This is a genomic window from Spirulina sp. LEGE 11439 (assembly GCF_059821285.1).
This window is the reverse complement of record NZ_JCAMRX010000026.1, coordinates 17,361-33,727: the sequence shown is the minus strand read 5'-3', so window position 1 is coordinate 33,727 and position 16,367 is coordinate 17,361. Positions and strand designations below refer to the sequence as shown.

18 protein-coding genes are annotated in these 16,367 nt (G+C 45.4%); 10 read left to right on the top strand and 8 right to left on the bottom strand.

The genetic code is table 11. The features are described 5' to 3' along the window. The first annotated feature begins 116 nt into the window (after positions 1-116). The 3 genes from AC6RV6_RS17230 (at position 117) to AC6RV6_RS17220 (ending at position 3,056) form a co-directional block, all read left to right on the top strand. On the top strand, positions 117-1,397 hold the full coding sequence (locus tag AC6RV6_RS17230; RefSeq protein WP_500242115.1) for a response regulator: 1,281 nt from the start codon (positions 117-119) through the stop codon (positions 1,395-1,397). Further along, positions 1,394-2,311, top strand: coding sequence for an NAD(P)-dependent oxidoreductase (locus AC6RV6_RS17225; RefSeq protein WP_500242114.1), 918 nt, complete (start codon positions 1,394-1,396; stop codon positions 2,309-2,311). Before AC6RV6_RS17230 ends, AC6RV6_RS17225 begins: the two co-directional genes overlap by 4 nt. Positions 2,312-2,408: 97 nt before the next feature. Next, positions 2,409-3,056 (top strand): hypothetical protein, encoded by a 648-nt coding sequence (locus AC6RV6_RS17220; RefSeq protein ID WP_500242113.1) that lies wholly within the window; start codon positions 2,409-2,411, stop codon positions 3,054-3,056. A 29-nt stretch (positions 3,057-3,085) separates the two neighbouring features. Here the strand turns inward: AC6RV6_RS17220 and AC6RV6_RS17215 are convergent, their stop codons facing one another. The 6 genes from AC6RV6_RS17215 to AC6RV6_RS17190 all read right to left on the bottom strand — a co-directional run bounded on the left by AC6RV6_RS17215 (position 3,086) and on the right by AC6RV6_RS17190 (position 7,523). Next, the gene (locus AC6RV6_RS17215; RefSeq protein WP_500242112.1) at positions 3,086-3,226 is read right to left on the bottom strand and encodes a hypothetical protein; all 141 of its coding nucleotides are present in this window, start codon (positions 3,224-3,226) and stop codon (positions 3,086-3,088) included. A gap of 3 nt (positions 3,227-3,229) precedes the next feature. Then, positions 3,230-4,147 carry a heterocyst differentiation master regulator HetR gene (gene hetR, locus AC6RV6_RS17210; protein WP_500242111.1) on the bottom strand — a complete coding sequence of 306 codons (918 nt, stop codon included), beginning with the start codon at positions 4,145-4,147 and terminating at the stop codon, positions 3,230-3,232. 219 nt (positions 4,148-4,366) lie between these two features. Beyond that, positions 4,367-5,503 carry an NAD(P)/FAD-dependent oxidoreductase gene (locus AC6RV6_RS17205; RefSeq protein ID WP_500242110.1) on the bottom strand — a complete coding sequence of 379 codons (1,137 nt, stop codon included), beginning with the start codon at positions 5,501-5,503 and terminating at the stop codon, positions 4,367-4,369. Between the two features lie 9 nt (positions 5,504-5,512). Next, a complete protein-coding gene (gene frr, locus AC6RV6_RS17200; protein ID WP_500242109.1) occupies positions 5,513-6,061 on the bottom strand; it encodes a ribosome recycling factor in 549 nt (182 codons plus the stop codon). Further along, the gene (gene pyrH, locus AC6RV6_RS17195) at positions 6,048-6,770 is read right to left on the bottom strand and encodes a UMP kinase (RefSeq protein ID WP_500242108.1); all 723 of its coding nucleotides are present in this window, start codon (positions 6,768-6,770) and stop codon (positions 6,048-6,050) included. Before pyrH ends, frr begins: the two co-directional genes overlap by 14 nt. A gap of 93 nt (positions 6,771-6,863) precedes the next feature. Continuing rightward, complete coding sequence (locus AC6RV6_RS17190) at positions 6,864-7,523, bottom strand: thioredoxin family protein (RefSeq protein ID WP_500242107.1); 660 nt, start codon at positions 7,521-7,523, stop codon at positions 6,864-6,866. Positions 7,524-7,572: 49 nt separating this feature from the next. Here AC6RV6_RS17190 and AC6RV6_RS17185 point away from each other — a divergent pair, with 49 nt between their 5' ends. Both AC6RV6_RS17185 and AC6RV6_RS17180 read left to right on the top strand, forming a co-directional pair. Then, positions 7,573-8,769: an HhoA/HhoB/HtrA family serine endopeptidase gene (locus AC6RV6_RS17185; protein ID WP_500242106.1), complete on the top strand. Its 1,197-nt coding sequence runs from the start codon at positions 7,573-7,575 to the stop codon at positions 8,767-8,769. 164 nt (positions 8,770-8,933) lie between these two features. Further along, on the top strand, positions 8,934-10,661 hold the full coding sequence (locus AC6RV6_RS17180) for a M50 family metallopeptidase (RefSeq protein WP_500242105.1): 1,728 nt from the start codon (positions 8,934-8,936) through the stop codon (positions 10,659-10,661). Between the two features lie 38 nt (positions 10,662-10,699). On the opposite strand, the gene AC6RV6_RS17175 is transcribed toward AC6RV6_RS17180, so the two are convergent. Both AC6RV6_RS17175 and AC6RV6_RS17170 read right to left on the bottom strand, forming a co-directional pair. Continuing rightward, positions 10,700-12,418, bottom strand: coding sequence for a diflavin flavoprotein (locus AC6RV6_RS17175; RefSeq protein ID WP_500242104.1), 1,719 nt, complete (start codon positions 12,416-12,418; stop codon positions 10,700-10,702). Positions 12,419-12,494: 76 nt separating this feature from the next. Beyond that, the gene (locus AC6RV6_RS17170) at positions 12,495-14,222 is read right to left on the bottom strand and encodes a diflavin flavoprotein (RefSeq protein WP_500242103.1); all 1,728 of its coding nucleotides are present in this window, start codon (positions 14,220-14,222) and stop codon (positions 12,495-12,497) included. A 45-nt stretch (positions 14,223-14,267) separates the two neighbouring features. Between AC6RV6_RS17170 and AC6RV6_RS17165 the strand changes: the two genes are divergently transcribed. The 5 genes from AC6RV6_RS17165 to AC6RV6_RS17145 all read left to right on the top strand — a co-directional run bounded on the left by AC6RV6_RS17165 (position 14,268) and on the right by AC6RV6_RS17145 (position 16,303). Next, positions 14,268-15,047: a pantothenate kinase gene (locus AC6RV6_RS17165; protein WP_500242102.1), complete on the top strand. Its 780-nt coding sequence runs from the start codon at positions 14,268-14,270 to the stop codon at positions 15,045-15,047. A 134-nt stretch (positions 15,048-15,181) separates the two neighbouring features. After that, positions 15,182-15,490 (top strand): type II toxin-antitoxin system HigB family toxin, encoded by a 309-nt coding sequence (locus AC6RV6_RS17160; RefSeq protein WP_500242101.1) that lies wholly within the window; start codon positions 15,182-15,184, stop codon positions 15,488-15,490. Then, positions 15,465-15,866 carry a helix-turn-helix domain-containing protein gene (locus AC6RV6_RS17155; protein WP_500242100.1) on the top strand — a complete coding sequence of 134 codons (402 nt, stop codon included), beginning with the start codon at positions 15,465-15,467 and terminating at the stop codon, positions 15,864-15,866. The genes AC6RV6_RS17160 and AC6RV6_RS17155 overlap by 26 nt, the downstream gene beginning before the upstream one ends. 64 nt (positions 15,867-15,930) lie before the next feature. Then, complete coding sequence (locus tag AC6RV6_RS17150) at positions 15,931-16,113, top strand: DUF6888 family protein (protein WP_500242099.1); 183 nt, start codon at positions 15,931-15,933, stop codon at positions 16,111-16,113. Beyond that, the gene (locus AC6RV6_RS17145; RefSeq protein ID WP_500242098.1) at positions 16,103-16,303 is read left to right on the top strand and encodes a DUF6887 family protein; all 201 of its coding nucleotides are present in this window, start codon (positions 16,103-16,105) and stop codon (positions 16,301-16,303) included. The genes AC6RV6_RS17150 and AC6RV6_RS17145 overlap by 11 nt, the downstream gene beginning before the upstream one ends. Positions 16,304-16,367 lie beyond the last annotated feature (64 nt).

Here is a 16,367-nt window from a genome sequence, read left to right as displayed (position 1 = left end):
ATAACTAGGAAATTATATTTCTCTCGCGATCGCAATTTTTATTCTCCCATTATCTTTAAGTTGATACAATTGGGAATAATCGCATAAGTTGGGCGCATTCTGCCGCAATATTTATTATGACAGCTGTTCGACCCGCCAATGAGATCGATCGGCGATCGCCAGACGACAACGCGATCGCTGCTCCTCTTTCCCCACCTTCTTCATCCAGTCACCCTTTCGATGCTCGAGGCATTAAAGCTCTATTAATTTCCTATGGCGAGCAGAAATTTACAGGGAAACTAGAACTACAATTAACCGCCCGAGAGAAATGGGTACTCTATCTGAATTTAGGGCGATTGATCTGGGCAACAGGAGGAATTCACACGGTTCGACGATGGCGCAGGCAATTGTGGCGGTGCTGTCGGGAAATCAATCCCAGTCAAATTAACCTACGCAATAGCGATGCCCTCGAATGTTGGGATTATCAAGTTTTGGTGGTTTTACTTCAGCGTAAATTAGCCGATACCGAACCCATTGTGGCCACCATGTTGGGTACAATGACGGAAGTATTATTCGATCTCATGCAGTTTGTCGAATTAGCCGCCCTCAAACTCAACACAATTCACGATCGCAACAAACAAAAACCTCATTATTCTTTGCTGGCTTATCCCGGAACCCGTCCCTCCGATCGCGGTTTACTCCCCCAAACTGACTGGTTATTAGAAGCGGCGATCGTGCAAATCGATCTGGTTTGGCAACAGTGGGTTAATTCGGGATTACAAGGCTATTCCCCCAATTTCGCTCCTGTTATTAGCCAGCCCGAACAACTCAAACAAGTTATTCCCGAAACAACTTATAATAATCTCGTGACGCTCTGCAATGGACAAAGAACTCTACGAGATATTGCCGCCCTTTGCCAACAAGATGTTTTAAAACTTTCCACCTCTTTAGCCCCCTATATTCGCCAACAAAACATTAAATTAGTTAAAGTTCCCGATTTGCCTCATCCGATTTTCAAAGAGTTTGAAACGGTTGTCAAACCTCGCCAACCTTTAATTGCTTGTATTGAAGACGATCGCCAAACTCTGCAAATATTAAAAAAAATTCTCACAGACGCAGGATATCGCTTTTTAGCGATCGCAAGAGAAGTCGAAACCTTACCCATGTTATTACAGCACGGACCGGATTTGATTTTTCTCGATTTAGTCATGCCTATTGCCAACGGCTATGAAATTTGCGCTCAAATTCGTCGGATCGAACGGTTTAAAGAAATTCCGATCGTCATCTTAACAGGAAAAGATGGCATCGGCGATCGCGTGCGAGCTAAAATGGTTGGCGCAACTAATTTCTTAACTAAACCGATTGATGCCAATAAGGTTTTAAACTTAATTCGCGAACACTTGGACAATGAACAATGAGCAATGAACAAGTAGGGAGAAAAATGCACAATCAACAAATAAGCTTTCTGGGATTAGGGGTGATGGGAGGATATATGACCGCGAATTTGGCAAAAAGTGGCTGTTCTGTGAAAGCATGGAATCGAACAAGCGATCGCCCGGGCATTAAAATTGCGACTGAAGCCGGGGCAAAAATTGTCTCTTCTCTTCAAGAAGTGGTAGAATCAGCCAGTATTATCTTTTCTTGCTTGGGAGATGTTCCCGATGTCGAAGAAGTACTGTTGGGAACCGAAGGTATCGTCAATTATGCACCTAAAAATGCGTTAATTGTTGATACCAGTACTATCGGTTCAACAGCAGCAAAAAAAATAGGTGATGAGTTAGTCAAGCACGAGCTTCGCTTTCTCGATGCGCCGATTTCTGGGGGAGATGTGGGGGCAAAAAATGGCACTTTAACCTTTATGGTGGGAGGAAGCGAACAAGATTTTACTGAGTGTAAACCTTTTTTGCAAATGATGGGAAAAAATATCCGCTCGTGTGGCAATATCGGCAGCGGTCAAGCTGTGAAAATGTGCAATCAAATTCTCTGCGCTCTCAATTTGGTCGGTATCTGCGAGGCGATGCTATTGGCCGAAAAGCAAGGCATCGATCCCAGTTTAATTGTAGAAGTATGCAGTACGGGAGCCGCAGGATCGTGGGCGCTGTCTAATTTAGGGATAAAGGTGGCAAATGCAGATTTTGCCCCGGGTTTTATGGTCAAACACATCGTTAAAGATCTGCGTTTGGTCCGAGAAATTGCCGAGGTTGCATCTTTGGAATTACCGGGGACGGAATTGAGCGATCGCCTCTTTAAGATCGTACAAAGTTTGGGCAATAGAGAAGGAAATGAACAAGGAACTCAAGCCATGATTCGCGCCTATCGAGAGAAAGAATAGTGAATTCAACGTTAATTATGTAGTTATATAACGGTTTTTTGTTTCTCTGCATAAAAATCCTCAGTCACTCCAGAGAAGTCTATAGAAGTGATTATTTATGGCTTCTGCGATCGCCCTGACTTTTGCCCTGACTGAGGATTTTCGATATATGTTACTTTTCTTCAATTTACTGCTTAAGTTCTTTTCTTCCAAAAATTCTAACTCTTCTCAGGAGTCTTCAGAGTCTTATTTTCAAGCCTTTATTCTTGAACCCATTTTAACTCCCGGGGTTATATTATTTGGGATGGGCAAAAAGCGATCGCTTATCTCAATCCTTCGCCTCCTCCCGCTTCAATTCGTCCATTGCATCATGGTGCTGATTTTGATGGAGATAGAAAAACCGATTTCATTCGTCAAGAGAAGGGTGCATGGGATAACGATCGCCATCGCACGAGAGAAGGGTGCATGGGATAATGACCGCTATAACACGGCTGAAGTTTATCTGTCTAACGGAGATGGAACTTTTGATCAAGTTAATAACTTGACCGATGGTTCTGATGCTTTTAAAGGAGATTTAACCACTTTAGTCACGGGTCTTGAAAAACGCTTTTCAGCACCACCTAACTCTTTATTAAAGAGGAGTGGACCGGCTGTTTACATTGTCAACGAGTTAAATAATCTTCGTCATGTTCCCGATCCTGAAGGATGGAGCAAAGATGATATGTATGCTAATTATCGAGGTATAAATTTTGCTGCGTCGATTTAATTGATAAAAGAAAAACGAGCGCATTTCTTCTATTTCCCCAAGAGAAGCGATCGCACTTTTTTAGGACTAAGAGAAAGAGAAGCGATCGCATTTCTGATATTTTTTCGGGTGGTGCGATCGCAAAGAGTTCGTCGTTCGTCTGCAAGAATTGCTCTTGTTTGATAGTTCAAGATTTACTCCTCTTTATCACCAAAAACCATCTGTAGAACTGTTGGTTTGCCCCCTTTCTGATGGTATTTATCCGCCCAATTGCGAATTACTTCATCTAATTCTGCCTTCGCTTCAGCTAAATTTTCCGGGGGAATATCTAACTCCTCTAATAAACGCATGACATTCAGTTTTTCTTCTGCCCAATCTCGCATCATGCGAAAATAGCGAGCCGTATCTTCCACCATCGTATAGGTGCGTTCCTCTCGTCCTGCGGGAGAGTAGGTAGAACGAGTGAGAATATAGAAAGGTAAACCCCAAGGATTATCCGCTCGCATCACTGTTCCCGAGTACATTAAGCGACGTCTTATATGCTCGGCTAGTGCCTCGCTCATCGGCATTCTGCGCTCTTTAGGTAGCATTTCTTGGGAACGCATATGTAAAAACTCGATTAACTCAGAGAACTGAAATGAGCTAATAAAAAGTGCATTGGGTAAATTATTGGGAACTTTTGCCTCGATGTACTGCTTTTGCTCCGAGGTTAAGCTGGTGGAATCTATTCGCGATCGCTCCTCCTGCCAAGGATATTTTTCCAACCAAACATAGGGAAACTGAATCAGGTAGCGGGGTTCTTGAGAGCCTAATGTTTTTAATAACTTGCCCTCGGCGATCGCTTGACGAACTTCGGCGACAATTGCTTTCACCCGTTTGGGTTCGATATGGTGCAAGTGACCCGTCATGCGAATATTTTCGCTTTGTTCGACAAAGGTTGTATAAATCGCGCATTTGGCTGCGGTCGCCGCCGCATCGAGGAAAGCACCGTGGCGATGACCGCTCGTTCGCATGGCGCTAAAGGCCAAATAAAACATGATCTGATCCATTGCACTGGGGCTGAGAGTCTTGATCAGATCGACATCGGTTGTTAGTTCTGGAGATACTGACATTATTGGGGAAGAACGTGACTTTACTCTACTCGCTACAACATCCGGGCCTGAGAGGGATCATTCCCACAATGCGGTTCTGTTTTCCTCTTTTGGCTGGGGCACCCTAACGTCAAAACGTTGCTTCGTGTTTTTTCATTATAGTCGGGAGAGAGCAATTGTTGAAAACTTGCCCTTTTCTGTTTTCTGTTGGGAGAAAGGAAATGCAGAAGCGATCGCGAATTATCCCAGTCCGAAAAATCGCTTGAAGAAATTAATGACCTGCTCCCCAACATCGGAATAACGCTTCTCGCCACAGAGAATTTGACTCATAATTTTAGCGGAGATGGGACGTTTAACCCCGATTTTGTAAATTTGCGAAGACATGCCGGGGAGATTCAATTTATTATAGAAAAAATTACCCAAAGTTTGGGCGTACCCCATATCTTTTCCCCACTCTTCTTGCAGGGTTTGCGTATAGTGTTCTAAGGCATTATTTTTGCTGGCGAGGGCGTTATCGAGGGTTTCCGCCGCAATCTTGCCACTCAATAGAGCCGGACGAATGCCCTCGGCGAGAAGCGGATCGGCCAAGCCCGCCGCATCGCCAACTAACAAGGCATTTTGAGCATGGAGGTCGCGATTTTCGCTCCACAATTTCGTGGGGGCATCATAGTAGGTGAATTGACTTTTATCGAGATTGAGATTTTTGGCATAGTTCAGCAATTGTTTTTTGACTTCTTGAGCTTTGCCCGAGCCTCTCATAATCGCGGCACTGACGGTGTGAGAATCCCCTTGAGGGAAATCCCAGATAAACCCTTTTTTGAGAGAACCAAAATCAAAATGGACGGCATTGGCCGTTTCGGGGGGGGTCTGAACCGCTAAGACTCCGCCTTGGCGAAGTTCGCCGCCTCCCAAGCCAAACAATTTCGCACAAATGCCGGTTGCACCATCTGCCCCGATCGCATAGGTGGCCTGAAAATTCCCCCCAGTTGTGGAAACTTGCCAAACCGTACCGTTAAACTCGAGGGCGGTGACTTCCGTTTCATCTTGAACCTCTGCCCCGAGGCTTTGCGCTTGCTCCAGCAATAGGCGATCGAGAGCATCTCGCTTGACCATCCACATGGGTTCCGTCTCGAGGTTTGCCTCCACGCGATCGCCCTGTTGCCACGTAAAACGAACGCGATCGACCTTCGCGGCGATAACCGGCGCAAAATCAAAATCGAACCATTTGGCGACGACGGGGGAAAGACCGCCCCCACAGGGTTTATAGCGAGGGAGTTTGGCTTTCTCTAAAACAAGAACCTTGCGCCCGCGTTTGGCGAGATGATAAGCAGCAGATCCGCCCCCGGGTCCGGCTCCGATAATAATACAATCCAGCATTTCGAGTCCTCAAATCGTGGTGATATCTTTTTCTTTGGCTGCCAAAATTTTATCGATTTCTTTATTGTATTTATCGGTCATTTTTTGGATTTTCTCTTGTATATCTCGAGATTCATCTTCAGAAATCTCGTGTTTTTTCTCTTGTTTCCGCACGGACTCGATCGCGTCCCGGCGAATATTGCGAATCCCGACGCGGCCTTCTTCGGCCAGTTTCCCCACTTGTTTGACCAATTCTTTACGGCGATCGGCGGTGAGGGGGGGAATATTCAAGCGAATATTGCTGCCATCATTATTGGGAGTCAACCCCAGATCCGACAGGGTGATGGCTTTTTCAATGCCAGCCATGCTGCTTTTATCGTAGGGTTGAATGAGAATGGTGGTGGCATCGGGGGTGCTGATGTTGGCCACACCTTTTAGGGGCGTGTCCGCACCGTAATATTCCACCGTAATGCGATCGAGTAATTGGGTGTTAGCTCTTCCCGTGCGGATAGTATTAAAGTTCCGTTGAGTGGCTTCCACAGTTTTAGTCATGTGGTCTTCAATTTCAGTTAATTTCACAAGATCCTCCTACAAGTGTTCCAATCTGTTCCCCACACGCCGAGCGAATGATATTGCCGCTAACCGAAAGATCGAAAACGATGATGGGGATATTATTTTCTTTACATAGGGCGATCGCGGTACCGTCCATTACTCTTAAGTCATGGCTTAAAACGTGGCCGTAAGTCAAACTTTGATAGCGTCGCGCCTCGGGGTTGAGTTTGGGATCCGCATCGTACACGCCATCGACTTTGGTGGCTTTAAAAATCACCTCAGCATCAATTTCGGCAGCTCTGAGGGCGGCGGTGGTATCGGTGGTAAAGAAGGGATTGCCGGATCCGGCTCCAAAGATGACCACGCGCCCTTTTTCGAGGTGGCGAATGGCTCTACGTCGGATATAGGGTTCGGCAATTTCCTGCATGGCGATCGCGGTTTGCACCCGGGTGGGAATTTCCATGCGCTCGAGGGCATCTTGTAAGGTCATGGCATTCATGACCGTAGCAATCATGCCCACATAGTCGGCGCTGGCGCGATCCATGCCGGCGGCTGAGGCTTTAACCCCTCGGAAAATATTACCGCCTCCGACCACAATGGCGATTTGTACGCCAATTTTAACCACTTCGGAAATCTCCCGAGCGATATCTGCAACCACTTGCGGATCGATTCCGTAGCCTAAATCTCCCATTAAGGCTTCGCCGCTTAGTTTGAGTAAAACCCTTCGGTATGTCATCGATTTTTTGCGACTCGATTTTGACTGGATTTGGCGTTTGCCTCAATTACTATACAGTTATCAGTCACCCTCTCACCAGTTTGCTGCTATTTTTTACTTTTCGCGCCATTGTAGAGGGGAGCCGATGGCAGGGGTTCTCTCGAGCGCAATGGGCTGATTGGCTAAGAGAGCCGCGATCGCATTTTTCAAATAGGGATTGCTAACGGCTTCAGGGGTTTCGGCACAATCGTCGATCGCCCCGCGATAACAAACAATGCCGTTTTTATTGACTAAAAATACTTCGGGGGTCACTTCAACGCCGAAGCCCGAGGCGACATCTTGAGAGGGATCTCGGAGATAAGGAAAATTTAAGGTTTGCGATCGGGCAAAGGCTTTCATCTGCTCGAAGTTGTCGGCGGGAACTCGGGCGGTGTCGTTGGAGCCGATCGCTATGAGGGAAAAACCGCGATCGCTGAATTCGGCTTGAATTTCTTTGAGGCGATCGAGATACCGTTGGACGTAGGGACATTCATTACCAATAAAAACCACACCCAAACCTTGTAAGGGTTTGAGGGCAGAGGCGAGATGGTACACTTCGCCGTCAACGCCTGGTAACTCAAAATCCGGAGCATAGTTACCGAGAATACTCGAGGATGTTTGTGCTGGGGTCACGATTTTGCCTCCGAAGCGACTAATTATTAGTGTATCAACATCGCTCTCGTTCTGCTGGCTCAAATCTGCCAACTGCATTAGGCGATCGACTCGCGCTACCATCGATTAAGGATTTTCCTTAATTCACTTTTGAATCGATCAAGAATCAACGATGCGTTTTTCAATACCCATGCAAAGACTCGGTACTCATTTACTCGCCCTAATTTTGGGCGTGGTCTTAACGTTTGGGACGTTGCGGGTTTCTTCCTCTCAAGCAGATCCGATCTCGATCGCCCCATCTCCCGTCGAAAATTCGGGAACTTTTGTTGCTCAACGTCCTGCTTCTAGTCGTCGCAATTTTGTCACGGAAGCGATCGCGAAAACCGGCCCGGCGGTGGTTCGCATTGATACGGCGCGGACGGTAGAAAACCGCGTACCGCCGATGTTTAACGATCCGTTTTTCCGGGAGTTTTTCGGTGATAGTCCCTTCGGACAGATGCCCCAAGAACGGCGGGTATCGGGTCAGGGATCGGGGTTTATTATCGATACTGAGGGAATTGTTCTCACTAATGCCCATGTCGTCCGAGGGGCGGATGAAGTGAGCGTTACTTTACAAGATGGTCGCGAATTTGAGGCGACGGTGTTGGGATCGGATCCGGTGACGGATTTGGCGGTGGTGAAAATTAAGGGGGCGAGTAATTTGCCCGTGACTCCTTTGGGGAATTCCGATCGCATGGAGGTCGGAGACTGGGCGATCGCAGTGGGCAGTCCGGGGGGATTGAATAATACGGTGACTCTGGGCATTATCAGCACTTTAGACCGTCCTTCCTCGCAAGTGGGTATTCCCGATAAACGTCTCAATTTTCTGCAAACCGATGCGGCGATCAATCCCGGCAATTCTGGCGGACCTCTCTTAAATGCGAATGGGGAAGCGATCGGGATTAATACGGCGATCCGCGCCAATGCGACGGGGATTGGGTTTGCCATTCCTATTAATAAGGCGAAGGAGTTAAAAGATACGCTGGCGGCGGGGAAAGAAGTCCCTCACCCTTATGTGGGCATTGAAATGCGAGATATTACGCCAGAATTGGCGAAACGCAGCAATGACGACCCGAATTCCACTTTTATCGTGCCGGAAGTGGAGGGGGTGTTTATTTGGCGGGTGTTGCCGGAGACTCCTGCCGCGCGATCGGGGTTGCGGCGCGGGGATGTGATTGTGGAAATTGACGGCCGGCGCGTGAAAACTGGGCTGGAGATTCAAAATATGGTTGAGGAGAGTCGCATCGGTCAATCTTTGCGTTTTAAGGTGCGACGGGGTAGCGATTCTCTCGATATTTCTGTGAAACCGGCTCAATTAAGCGATCGCTAATTTCCTTGTTCTTTTTTCTCTCTTCCAGTGGGCATTTTGCCCGCTCTTTTTTTGGATAAATTCATACTGTTTTCTTTTGAAGATAAATATTTTTAATTGACGATCGCATTATCCCAATTCTGCAAAACCGTTTACATTAAAACCAGTCCAATTTATCTTCATCAATGGCTCTCTCAACAAACAAAAGATTTCTAGAGCAATGGATTTTCCTCCACGGAATCAGTGGGGTATTTGCGGTAAGTGCATTTGCTTTCTTTGCCAATCTCCATATAGAAGAAGGCCATGGCAATAACGGCTGGTTATTCTCCTTGCTCTATCTCACCGTGGGACTGTTTGGATTCCAATGGTGGATACTCCGGCGCATTCGACGTGATATTGGCGGTTGGCAGTTCACAGGTCTAATTGCATTGATTATCTCGTTTCCTCCGTTATTCTTGACAGTGACGGTGCTGCCACCGATCTTTTCTTTCTTAATGTATCCTTCTGTTTTAAGTACATCACAGTGGTGGATTTTACGCCGTATTGTTAAACACGCTTACTGGTGGATCGTTCTCAATTTTGTTTCCTTGATGTTGAGTAGTTTCCTCGCGGCCTTTTTAGGTGTTGCTCTTGATCATTTGTTAGTTCTGTCTCCTACAATTGTCGGTGCGATCGCCGGAGGTTGCTGGGGATTATTGTATGGCAGTTTATCGGGTTGGGGGCTAAAGCGGCTCCTGCGGCAGCAAAAAACCATTTCTAAGCCATCCTCTCTATCACAGCCAGAAACCTCAACCTCTCAATCCAAACTTTTTCAGTTTGTCTCCTTAATCTTGTCTTTTTTGCTTATTTTTCTGTGGTCATTTCAAATTCCTCAACCGAATTCAGAATCTCTCAGTGTCTTATGGTTGATTGTTTTATTAGTTATTTTTTTCCCTTACTTTTACCTCTCAATTTTGGTTCACGAATTAGGTCATCTCATTGCAGCCTTATTCTGTGGCTTTAAACTCAGATTTATTGCGGTTAAGCGTTTTGCATTAGTTCGCAATAGTCAGGGTCTTCGCTTTCGGTTCTTGCCAAAATACGCTGCTGGAGGAATGACCAATACATTTCCCCTGAAAATTAAGCATCTGCAACGCAATCTCGCGATCAAAATTGCAGGCGGACCATTTGCTTCCTTTTTGCTGTTTTTGTCGGGGGTTATCTTAATTCAATTCCCGCAAACCACGGCACAAAATCCTTTATTATGGTCTCTAGCATGGTTATCTTGTCTGAATTTGAGCATCGCCATTCTTAATCTTCTTCCTCTCAAGTTTGGCGTATTTCAGACCGACGGTCGCCTGCTTTTGATGTTGCTTCGCAATACACCGGGCGGTTTTTGCCTTCGCGGAATATACACTTATGCTGCCGCACAAATGCAAGGAATTCGACCGCGAGATGTAGATCCAGAAACGATCGCTTGGGGTTTGGCGATCGACGATCGCTCCATGTTTCAAGTATTTGGATTGCTCATGGCTTACCACCATGCTTTGGATGCCGGAGAGTGCGAAAAAGCGGGAGATTATCTCGATCGCGCTTTAGCTCTCAAGCAAGCTCTACCCGAGTTCTATCGTACTGCTCTCTTGCTAGAAGGTGCGTATTTTTCCGCTCATATTCGCCGCGATCGGTCGGTTGCTCGCGATTGGTTTGCAGCCGCAAAAGATTTTACTCTCGTGGAGTCCTATACGCTACACCGAGTTAAAGCAGCATTAGCATTGGTTGAAGAAAATTATGGCGAAGTTCTCGAACAAACTCGAGGAGGAATTCAACACGCAAAGGACAGTGATTTTTTGCGGGGAAGTGCGATCTCTGAACTGGATATCCTTCAACAAATTGAAGCGGAGGCGCAAGAGGCATCTAGAGAAGCGATCGCCTGAATCAGGATTGAGAGCATAGCAAGCGATCGCATCGTTGTTTAATAAAAACTCCCAGTTTTGCGATAATGAACGGCGGTTTTGCCTTTCTCATCCAACACTTGTCCCGTATCGGTAATCGCGTAAACAATCCAATGATCGCCACATTCCATCCGACTGGTCACGTGACATTCTAGATAAGCTAAAGCGTCTTTAAGAATCAAGCCGCCGTTGCTTGCTTCTTCAGTTTCAATGCCTGCAAAACGGTCTTCTCCGGGGGCATAATTCTTCATAAACCGTTTCTGAATGGGATTACCCTCGGGTAAAATATTGAGGACAAAGCGATCGCCGGATTGCACGAGATTCTCAATAGCTCGGTCTTTGGCGACAGCAATGGTTAAACCCGGTGGATTAAAAGAGGCTTGTGTCACCCACGAGGCTAACATAGCGCTAGTGAGTTCGCCTTTTTTCGCCGTGACAACAGACAAAGACCCCACCACTCGCCCGACCGCTTGTTCGATACGGGCGGCTTCAGACTCGGAACCGATCGCTTTTGTTTTGCGTTGTTTCTCCTGTCGTTTCAATAATTGAGCAAAATCCGTCCCCGCTTCCTCGCAATATTGGAGAATGCTATCGGTGGGTTTAAATTTAACCCGGATCGGCTCAAATCCGAAGCGATAGCCCGCATCTCGGAATTTTCCTTCTAAAATATCGATCGCTTCCCCACTCCAGCCAAAAGAGCCAAAAACCCCCGCGAGTTGATTCTTATCGGCGGTTGAGAGAACGATACCGAGGGCGGTTTGCACTTGGGTGGGGGCGTGACCGCCGAGGGTAGGGGAACCCATGATAAAGCCGGCGGATTGTTCCACGGCGGCTTTGATGTCCTCGGGTTCGGCGGCTTCGCAATTGATAGAGTTGACGGCGACTCCGGCTTTGGTGATTCCTCGCGCGATCGCTTGTGCGATCGTTGCGGTGTTTCCGTAAGCTGACGCATAAATGAGGGCGACGGTGTTGGCTTTTTTTTTCTGTTTTTCTGCCCACTCTCGATACAGATTAGTGAGTTCTGTCAAGCCGTATTTAACGAGAGGACCGTGACCGGGGGCGTATAATTTGGCGGGATATTCAGCAAATCGATTCAGGGCGGTGGCGACTTGGGTAGCATGGGGTGCCATCAAACAATCGAAATAATAACGACGATCTTCGGCGTAAACCTGCCAACCTTCATCAAAGATTTGGTCGCCGCAAACATGCGCCCCAAACAGTTTATCAGTGTAGAGAATTTGGGTTTTCGGGTCGTAGGTACAGAGGCGATCGGGCCATCTCGGACTGGGGGCAGGAATCAATTGTAAGTGATGGCCAAGACCGAGATCGAGAGTTTCTTCCCCTTTAATAACAGTAATATTCAGTTCTCGTTCTTCAAGAATTTTCCGCAGAGAAATTGCCCCCGGATTGGAACAAACGAGGGTAATTTGTGGAGCAAGATCGAGTAAAACTTTTAGAGTTGTGGCACGATTGGGGTTAACGTGACCCAGAATCACGTAATCGATCGCATGAAGATCGATGCGCTCTTTTAAAGCGGCGAGAAATACTTCCGTAAAAGATTCTCCGGGGGGATCGAAAAGAACTGTTTTATCTCCTTCAATGAGATAAGAATTAGCTGTCGTTCCTTTTTGCAAGGCATATTCAATTTCAAATTTGAGTCTATCCCAAGTGCGCGATCGCAGCACTCTTGTCTCTGCGGCAATCGGAGACACTTGAACGTCGCGAGGTTTTTCTGACATTGTTATTTTGTTGTTGATTGTTAGTTATTAACTGGTGACTGGTGACTGGTGACTGGTGACTGATAACCGGTGACTGTTAATAATAATTTCCGACTTTGCGATGATGAACAGCAGTTAAAGAGTCAGGTTTAGAGACGCGACCTTCATCAACTTGGCTGTAAACAATCCAATGATCGCTTGTTTCCATACGGCTTAAAACTTCGCATTCGAGGTAAGCCAACGCCTCGATTAAAACAGGAGAACCGTTTTTAGCATTTTGTACTTTTACCCCTTCAAACCGATCTTGACCGGGTTTAAATCGCTTGAGAAAATGTTTCATTAAATGCTGATAGTTGCCTTCTTCGAGAATATTTAAAACAAAGCGATCGCCGACTTGCATTAAAGATTCGATCGCTCGATCTTTAGCAACAGCGATGGTAATTCCCAAGGGTTCAAAACTGGCTTGATTAACCCAAGAAGCTAACATTGCCCCTTTAATGTCACCTTTTGTTGCGGTAATAATATAGAGTCCGCTACTAATGCGACCGATCGCTTTATCGAGATCGCTATCGAGAGATTTTCGTTTTTTAATCGACTTTTCTTTAGTTAAAAATTGTCCCATATCTGTCCCTGCTTCTTCGCAGAGTTGGTAAGTGGTTTCGGTGGGAGTATCTTTAATGCGAATACTGGGAAATACTTTCGTGAGTCCCAACTCGCGAAACTTGGTTAAAACTGGGTCGATGGGTTCGTCATCTTCTCCATAGGATTCAAAAAATCCCATCACTTGCTTATTACTAGCAGAAGCGAGAATCGTACTGAGGGTTGTTGCTGCTTCTTTGGCTTTCTCACCAGAAGCAGGTGGCATTGCGATCGCTAACCCTGCCGAATGTTCCACTAATTCTCGCACCTCTTGGGGATCTGCCCCGATCGCATCCATCATTTCCACGGTGATTCCCGTTTTGGTAATACCTCGGGCGATGGACTGGGAAAGGCGATCGCTATCCCCGTAGCCGGAAACGTAGAAGACTGCGACGGTTTTATCTCCTTTGGTTTGTGCTTCACTCCAATCTCGATAGCGATCGATTAACTCATTGACATTATGCTTGAGTAAGGGACCGTGGCCGTTAGCGACTATGGCGAAATCCCCTAATTTTTTCATGCGTTTGAGGGCAGATAAAACCGACCGCGCATTGGGTCCCATCAAACATTCATAGTAGAAGTGATAATCGGGTTCAATTGCTTTTAAGTTGGCATCAAAAAGATCGTCAGAACAATAGTGCATTCCGAAAACATCGCAGGTATATAATGTTTTTGTTCCCCAATCATAGGTTAAAATTGTATCCGGCCAGTGTAAATTAGGTGCATTGACAAATTCTAAAACGTGACCTTTACCGAGGTCGATTTTATCCCCATTTTTAATAACTTGGCGTTCAAATTTTTCGTGTACGAATCCTTCAAGGAATTGAATCGCAACTTTTGCCCCAACGATAGTTACTTGCGGGTTTAATTTGAGAAAATCTTTGACTAATCCGCTATGATCCGGTTCCGTATGGCTGATAATCAAATAGTCGATTTGTTTGGGGTCAATGAGTCCCGTTAGGGTGTCGAGATAGAGTCGGCGAAACTTTTCGTGGGAGGTATCGACAAGGGCAATTTTATCCCCTCGGATCAGGTAGGAATTGTAAGTCGTGCCGTTTTGTAGTCCAAATTCAATATCAAAGCGATCGCGATCCCAGTCCAAGGAACGAACTGTAGTAGTATCTTGAGTAATCTCTGCTGTTTGAATGGTTAAGCGTTTTTCGGTTCTCTCTAGAGTTGCTACCATCAGCCGCCTCCCGTGATTTTGTTAAATTTTCTTTACATTTCTATTTTGCCACATTCCGATCGCCAATTTGTTCAAGATTTCCAATTCCTTGTATTAGTTATTGGTAATTCGCGATTGCATTTCGGTTATTTTGCTGGTGGAAAACTGGTGAAAACGTGGGATACCGGGCATATTTCTCAGTCAGTGACGAGGTTTCCTTTAGGGCTATTCCCGTTAGAAATTTTGGGAAAAGTTATTCACTCTCTGACTCTTTATATTGCTTCTGTTGTTCCCGAACAAACACAATTATGGCTGTCTTATTCTTATAGCAAAGAAATCACTTTAAAACATCTTCCTTTGGAAGGAATCTATCCAACAATGGGGATCGATCGCGCGTTGGCGGTTTATGGGGCGGCGAAATCTTGGGGTTGTCCGGCATTAGCGATCGATGGGGGAACCGCACTCACTTTTACGGGGATTCAGGAGGATTATCGGTTAGTAGGGGGAGCCATTTTACCGGGGTTGCGATCGCAATTTTTAGCCCTTTCTCAAACCACTGCGGTGTTACCCGATGTTGTCTTACCGTCTCAACTTCCGACTCGCTGGAATTTGCAGACAGAAGGTGCGATCGCGAGTGGAATTATCTATACTGTTTTAGCGGGAATTCGCGAATTTATTCTCAGTTGGTGGCAAGATTTTCCCAAAGGTCGCGTTATTTTGACGGGAGGTGATGGGGTTTGGTTGGGGGAAATGTTACCGATGCTTTATCCGGAGTTTGCCGGCAAAATAGCGATCGATCCAGATTTAGTTTTTAAAGGGATTTTAGCGGTTATAAATTTACAATAAGGTGATTTTCATAGGGTAAAATTGGCGCGGGGATTTTTATTATTATAGCGATCGCTTTCCCTATTTCAGTGATAAAATAACTTTTATAAATGCTGGGCAAAGCGATCGTCAAAAAGATTAAAATAAAAGAAATCATGCGTATCATTAGCCGCAAAGCACTGAGAGAATTTTGGGAGAAACACCCAAATTCTCAATCGGGACTGTTACTTTGGTATGAACGCATTACTGATGCTACTTTTACTAATTTTAATGATATTCGACAAATATTTCCATCAGCCGATCTTGTTAGCAATTTTATCGTTTTTAATATTAGCGGTAATCACTATCGCTTAGTTGTTTATATTGATTACGAATATCAAATTGCTTTTATTCATTCCGTACTTACTCATGCAGAATACGACAAGGAGAAATGGAAAAATGACGATTGGTTTGAAAGCACCTAGTAATTACTATCTTGAGTTAATCACTAATTTTCCACCTCGTCCGATTACGAATGAAGGAGAATATCAAGCAACTCAAGAACAAATTAATAAAATCTTAGATCTTCCTAAACTGACAGAGGACGATCGCGCTTATCTCAAAATCTTGGGATTAACGATTTATGATTATGAAGAAAAACATGAGATTTTTCCTGTTTTGAAAGGTGTTGACTTAATTAAGGCGTTACTTGAGGAATCTAATCTTTGCGATCGCGATTTAATTCCGGTTTTGGGAGATGAAACGATTGTCAAAGAAATTCTCAGTCAAGATCGCACTCTCACCCCCGAAGATATTACCAAATTGGCGGTATTTTTTCGGATTTCTGAGGAGAAGTTTTGACGCGATCGCTGCCCAATCAATTCAATATGAGAGAATTAAGTTATATTGAAAAGGAGGCTGACATTTGCCCACAACTCAGCAGGCTTTCCGTTGTTTTCAGCTTTGCCAGCAACTCACCGATCGCTATCTTTCCATTGATATGCTTCGTTTAGATAAGAGAACTGGCAACTGTATCATTATTGCAGGGATTGAAATCTTGATTGAAGTCTATCCCAATGGAAATTGGAGATTTATCGATGAAAACTGAATTTCAAGCAATGACTCTACAAGAACTCAAACACTATGTTCTGGAACATCGCAGCGATCGCACTGCGTTTCAAGCATTAATGGAACGGATTGAAAAACAACCAGCAGAACGAGTCTATCGCGATATCGATACAACTCAATTTGGTCGATTAATCGAACAACGACTCGGAAGCGATCGCCAAATTGAATAGCCGTTTTCTCAAATTGCGATTAGCCTCTTTGGATCGGAATATTTCAGCTATGCTTCGGCAAATC

Bases quoted from the DNA above. Each gene is read 5' to 3' on its own strand.
- AC6RV6_RS17190 (WP_500242107.1), bottom strand. From the start codon at position 7,523: ATGGTAGCGCGAGTCGATCGCCTAATGCAGTTGGCAGATTTGAGCCAG.
- AC6RV6_RS17220 (WP_500242113.1), top strand. From the start codon at position 2,409: ATGGCTTCTGCGATCGCCCTGACTTTTGCCCTGACTGAGGATTTTCGA.
- hetR (WP_500242111.1), bottom strand. From the start codon at position 4,147: ATGTCAGTATCTCCAGAACTAACAACCGATGTCGATCTGATCAAGACT.
- AC6RV6_RS17155 (WP_500242100.1), top strand. From the start codon at position 15,465: ATGACGATTGGTTTGAAAGCACCTAGTAATTACTATCTTGAGTTAATC.
- AC6RV6_RS17175 (WP_500242104.1), bottom strand. From the start codon at position 12,418: ATGTCAGAAAAACCTCGCGACGTTCAAGTGTCTCCGATTGCCGCAGAG.
- AC6RV6_RS17160 (WP_500242101.1), top strand. From the start codon at position 15,182: ATGCGTATCATTAGCCGCAAAGCACTGAGAGAATTTTGGGAGAAACAC.
- AC6RV6_RS17170 (WP_500242103.1), bottom strand. From the start codon at position 14,222: ATGGTAGCAACTCTAGAGAGAACCGAAAAACGCTTAACCATTCAAACA.
- AC6RV6_RS17205 (WP_500242110.1), bottom strand. From the start codon at position 5,503: ATGCTGGATTGTATTATTATCGGAGCCGGACCCGGGGGCGGATCTGCT.
- pyrH (WP_500242108.1), bottom strand. From the start codon at position 6,770: ATGACATACCGAAGGGTTTTACTCAAACTAAGCGGCGAAGCCTTAATG.
- AC6RV6_RS17230 (WP_500242115.1), top strand. From the start codon at position 117: ATGACAGCTGTTCGACCCGCCAATGAGATCGATCGGCGATCGCCAGAC.
- AC6RV6_RS17185 (WP_500242106.1), top strand. From the start codon at position 7,573: ATGCGTTTTTCAATACCCATGCAAAGACTCGGTACTCATTTACTCGCC.
- AC6RV6_RS17145 (WP_500242098.1), top strand. From the start codon at position 16,103: ATGAAAACTGAATTTCAAGCAATGACTCTACAAGAACTCAAACACTAT.
- AC6RV6_RS17225 (WP_500242114.1), top strand. From the start codon at position 1,394: ATGAGCAATGAACAAGTAGGGAGAAAAATGCACAATCAACAAATAAGC.
- AC6RV6_RS17180 (WP_500242105.1), top strand. From the start codon at position 8,934: ATGGCTCTCTCAACAAACAAAAGATTTCTAGAGCAATGGATTTTCCTC.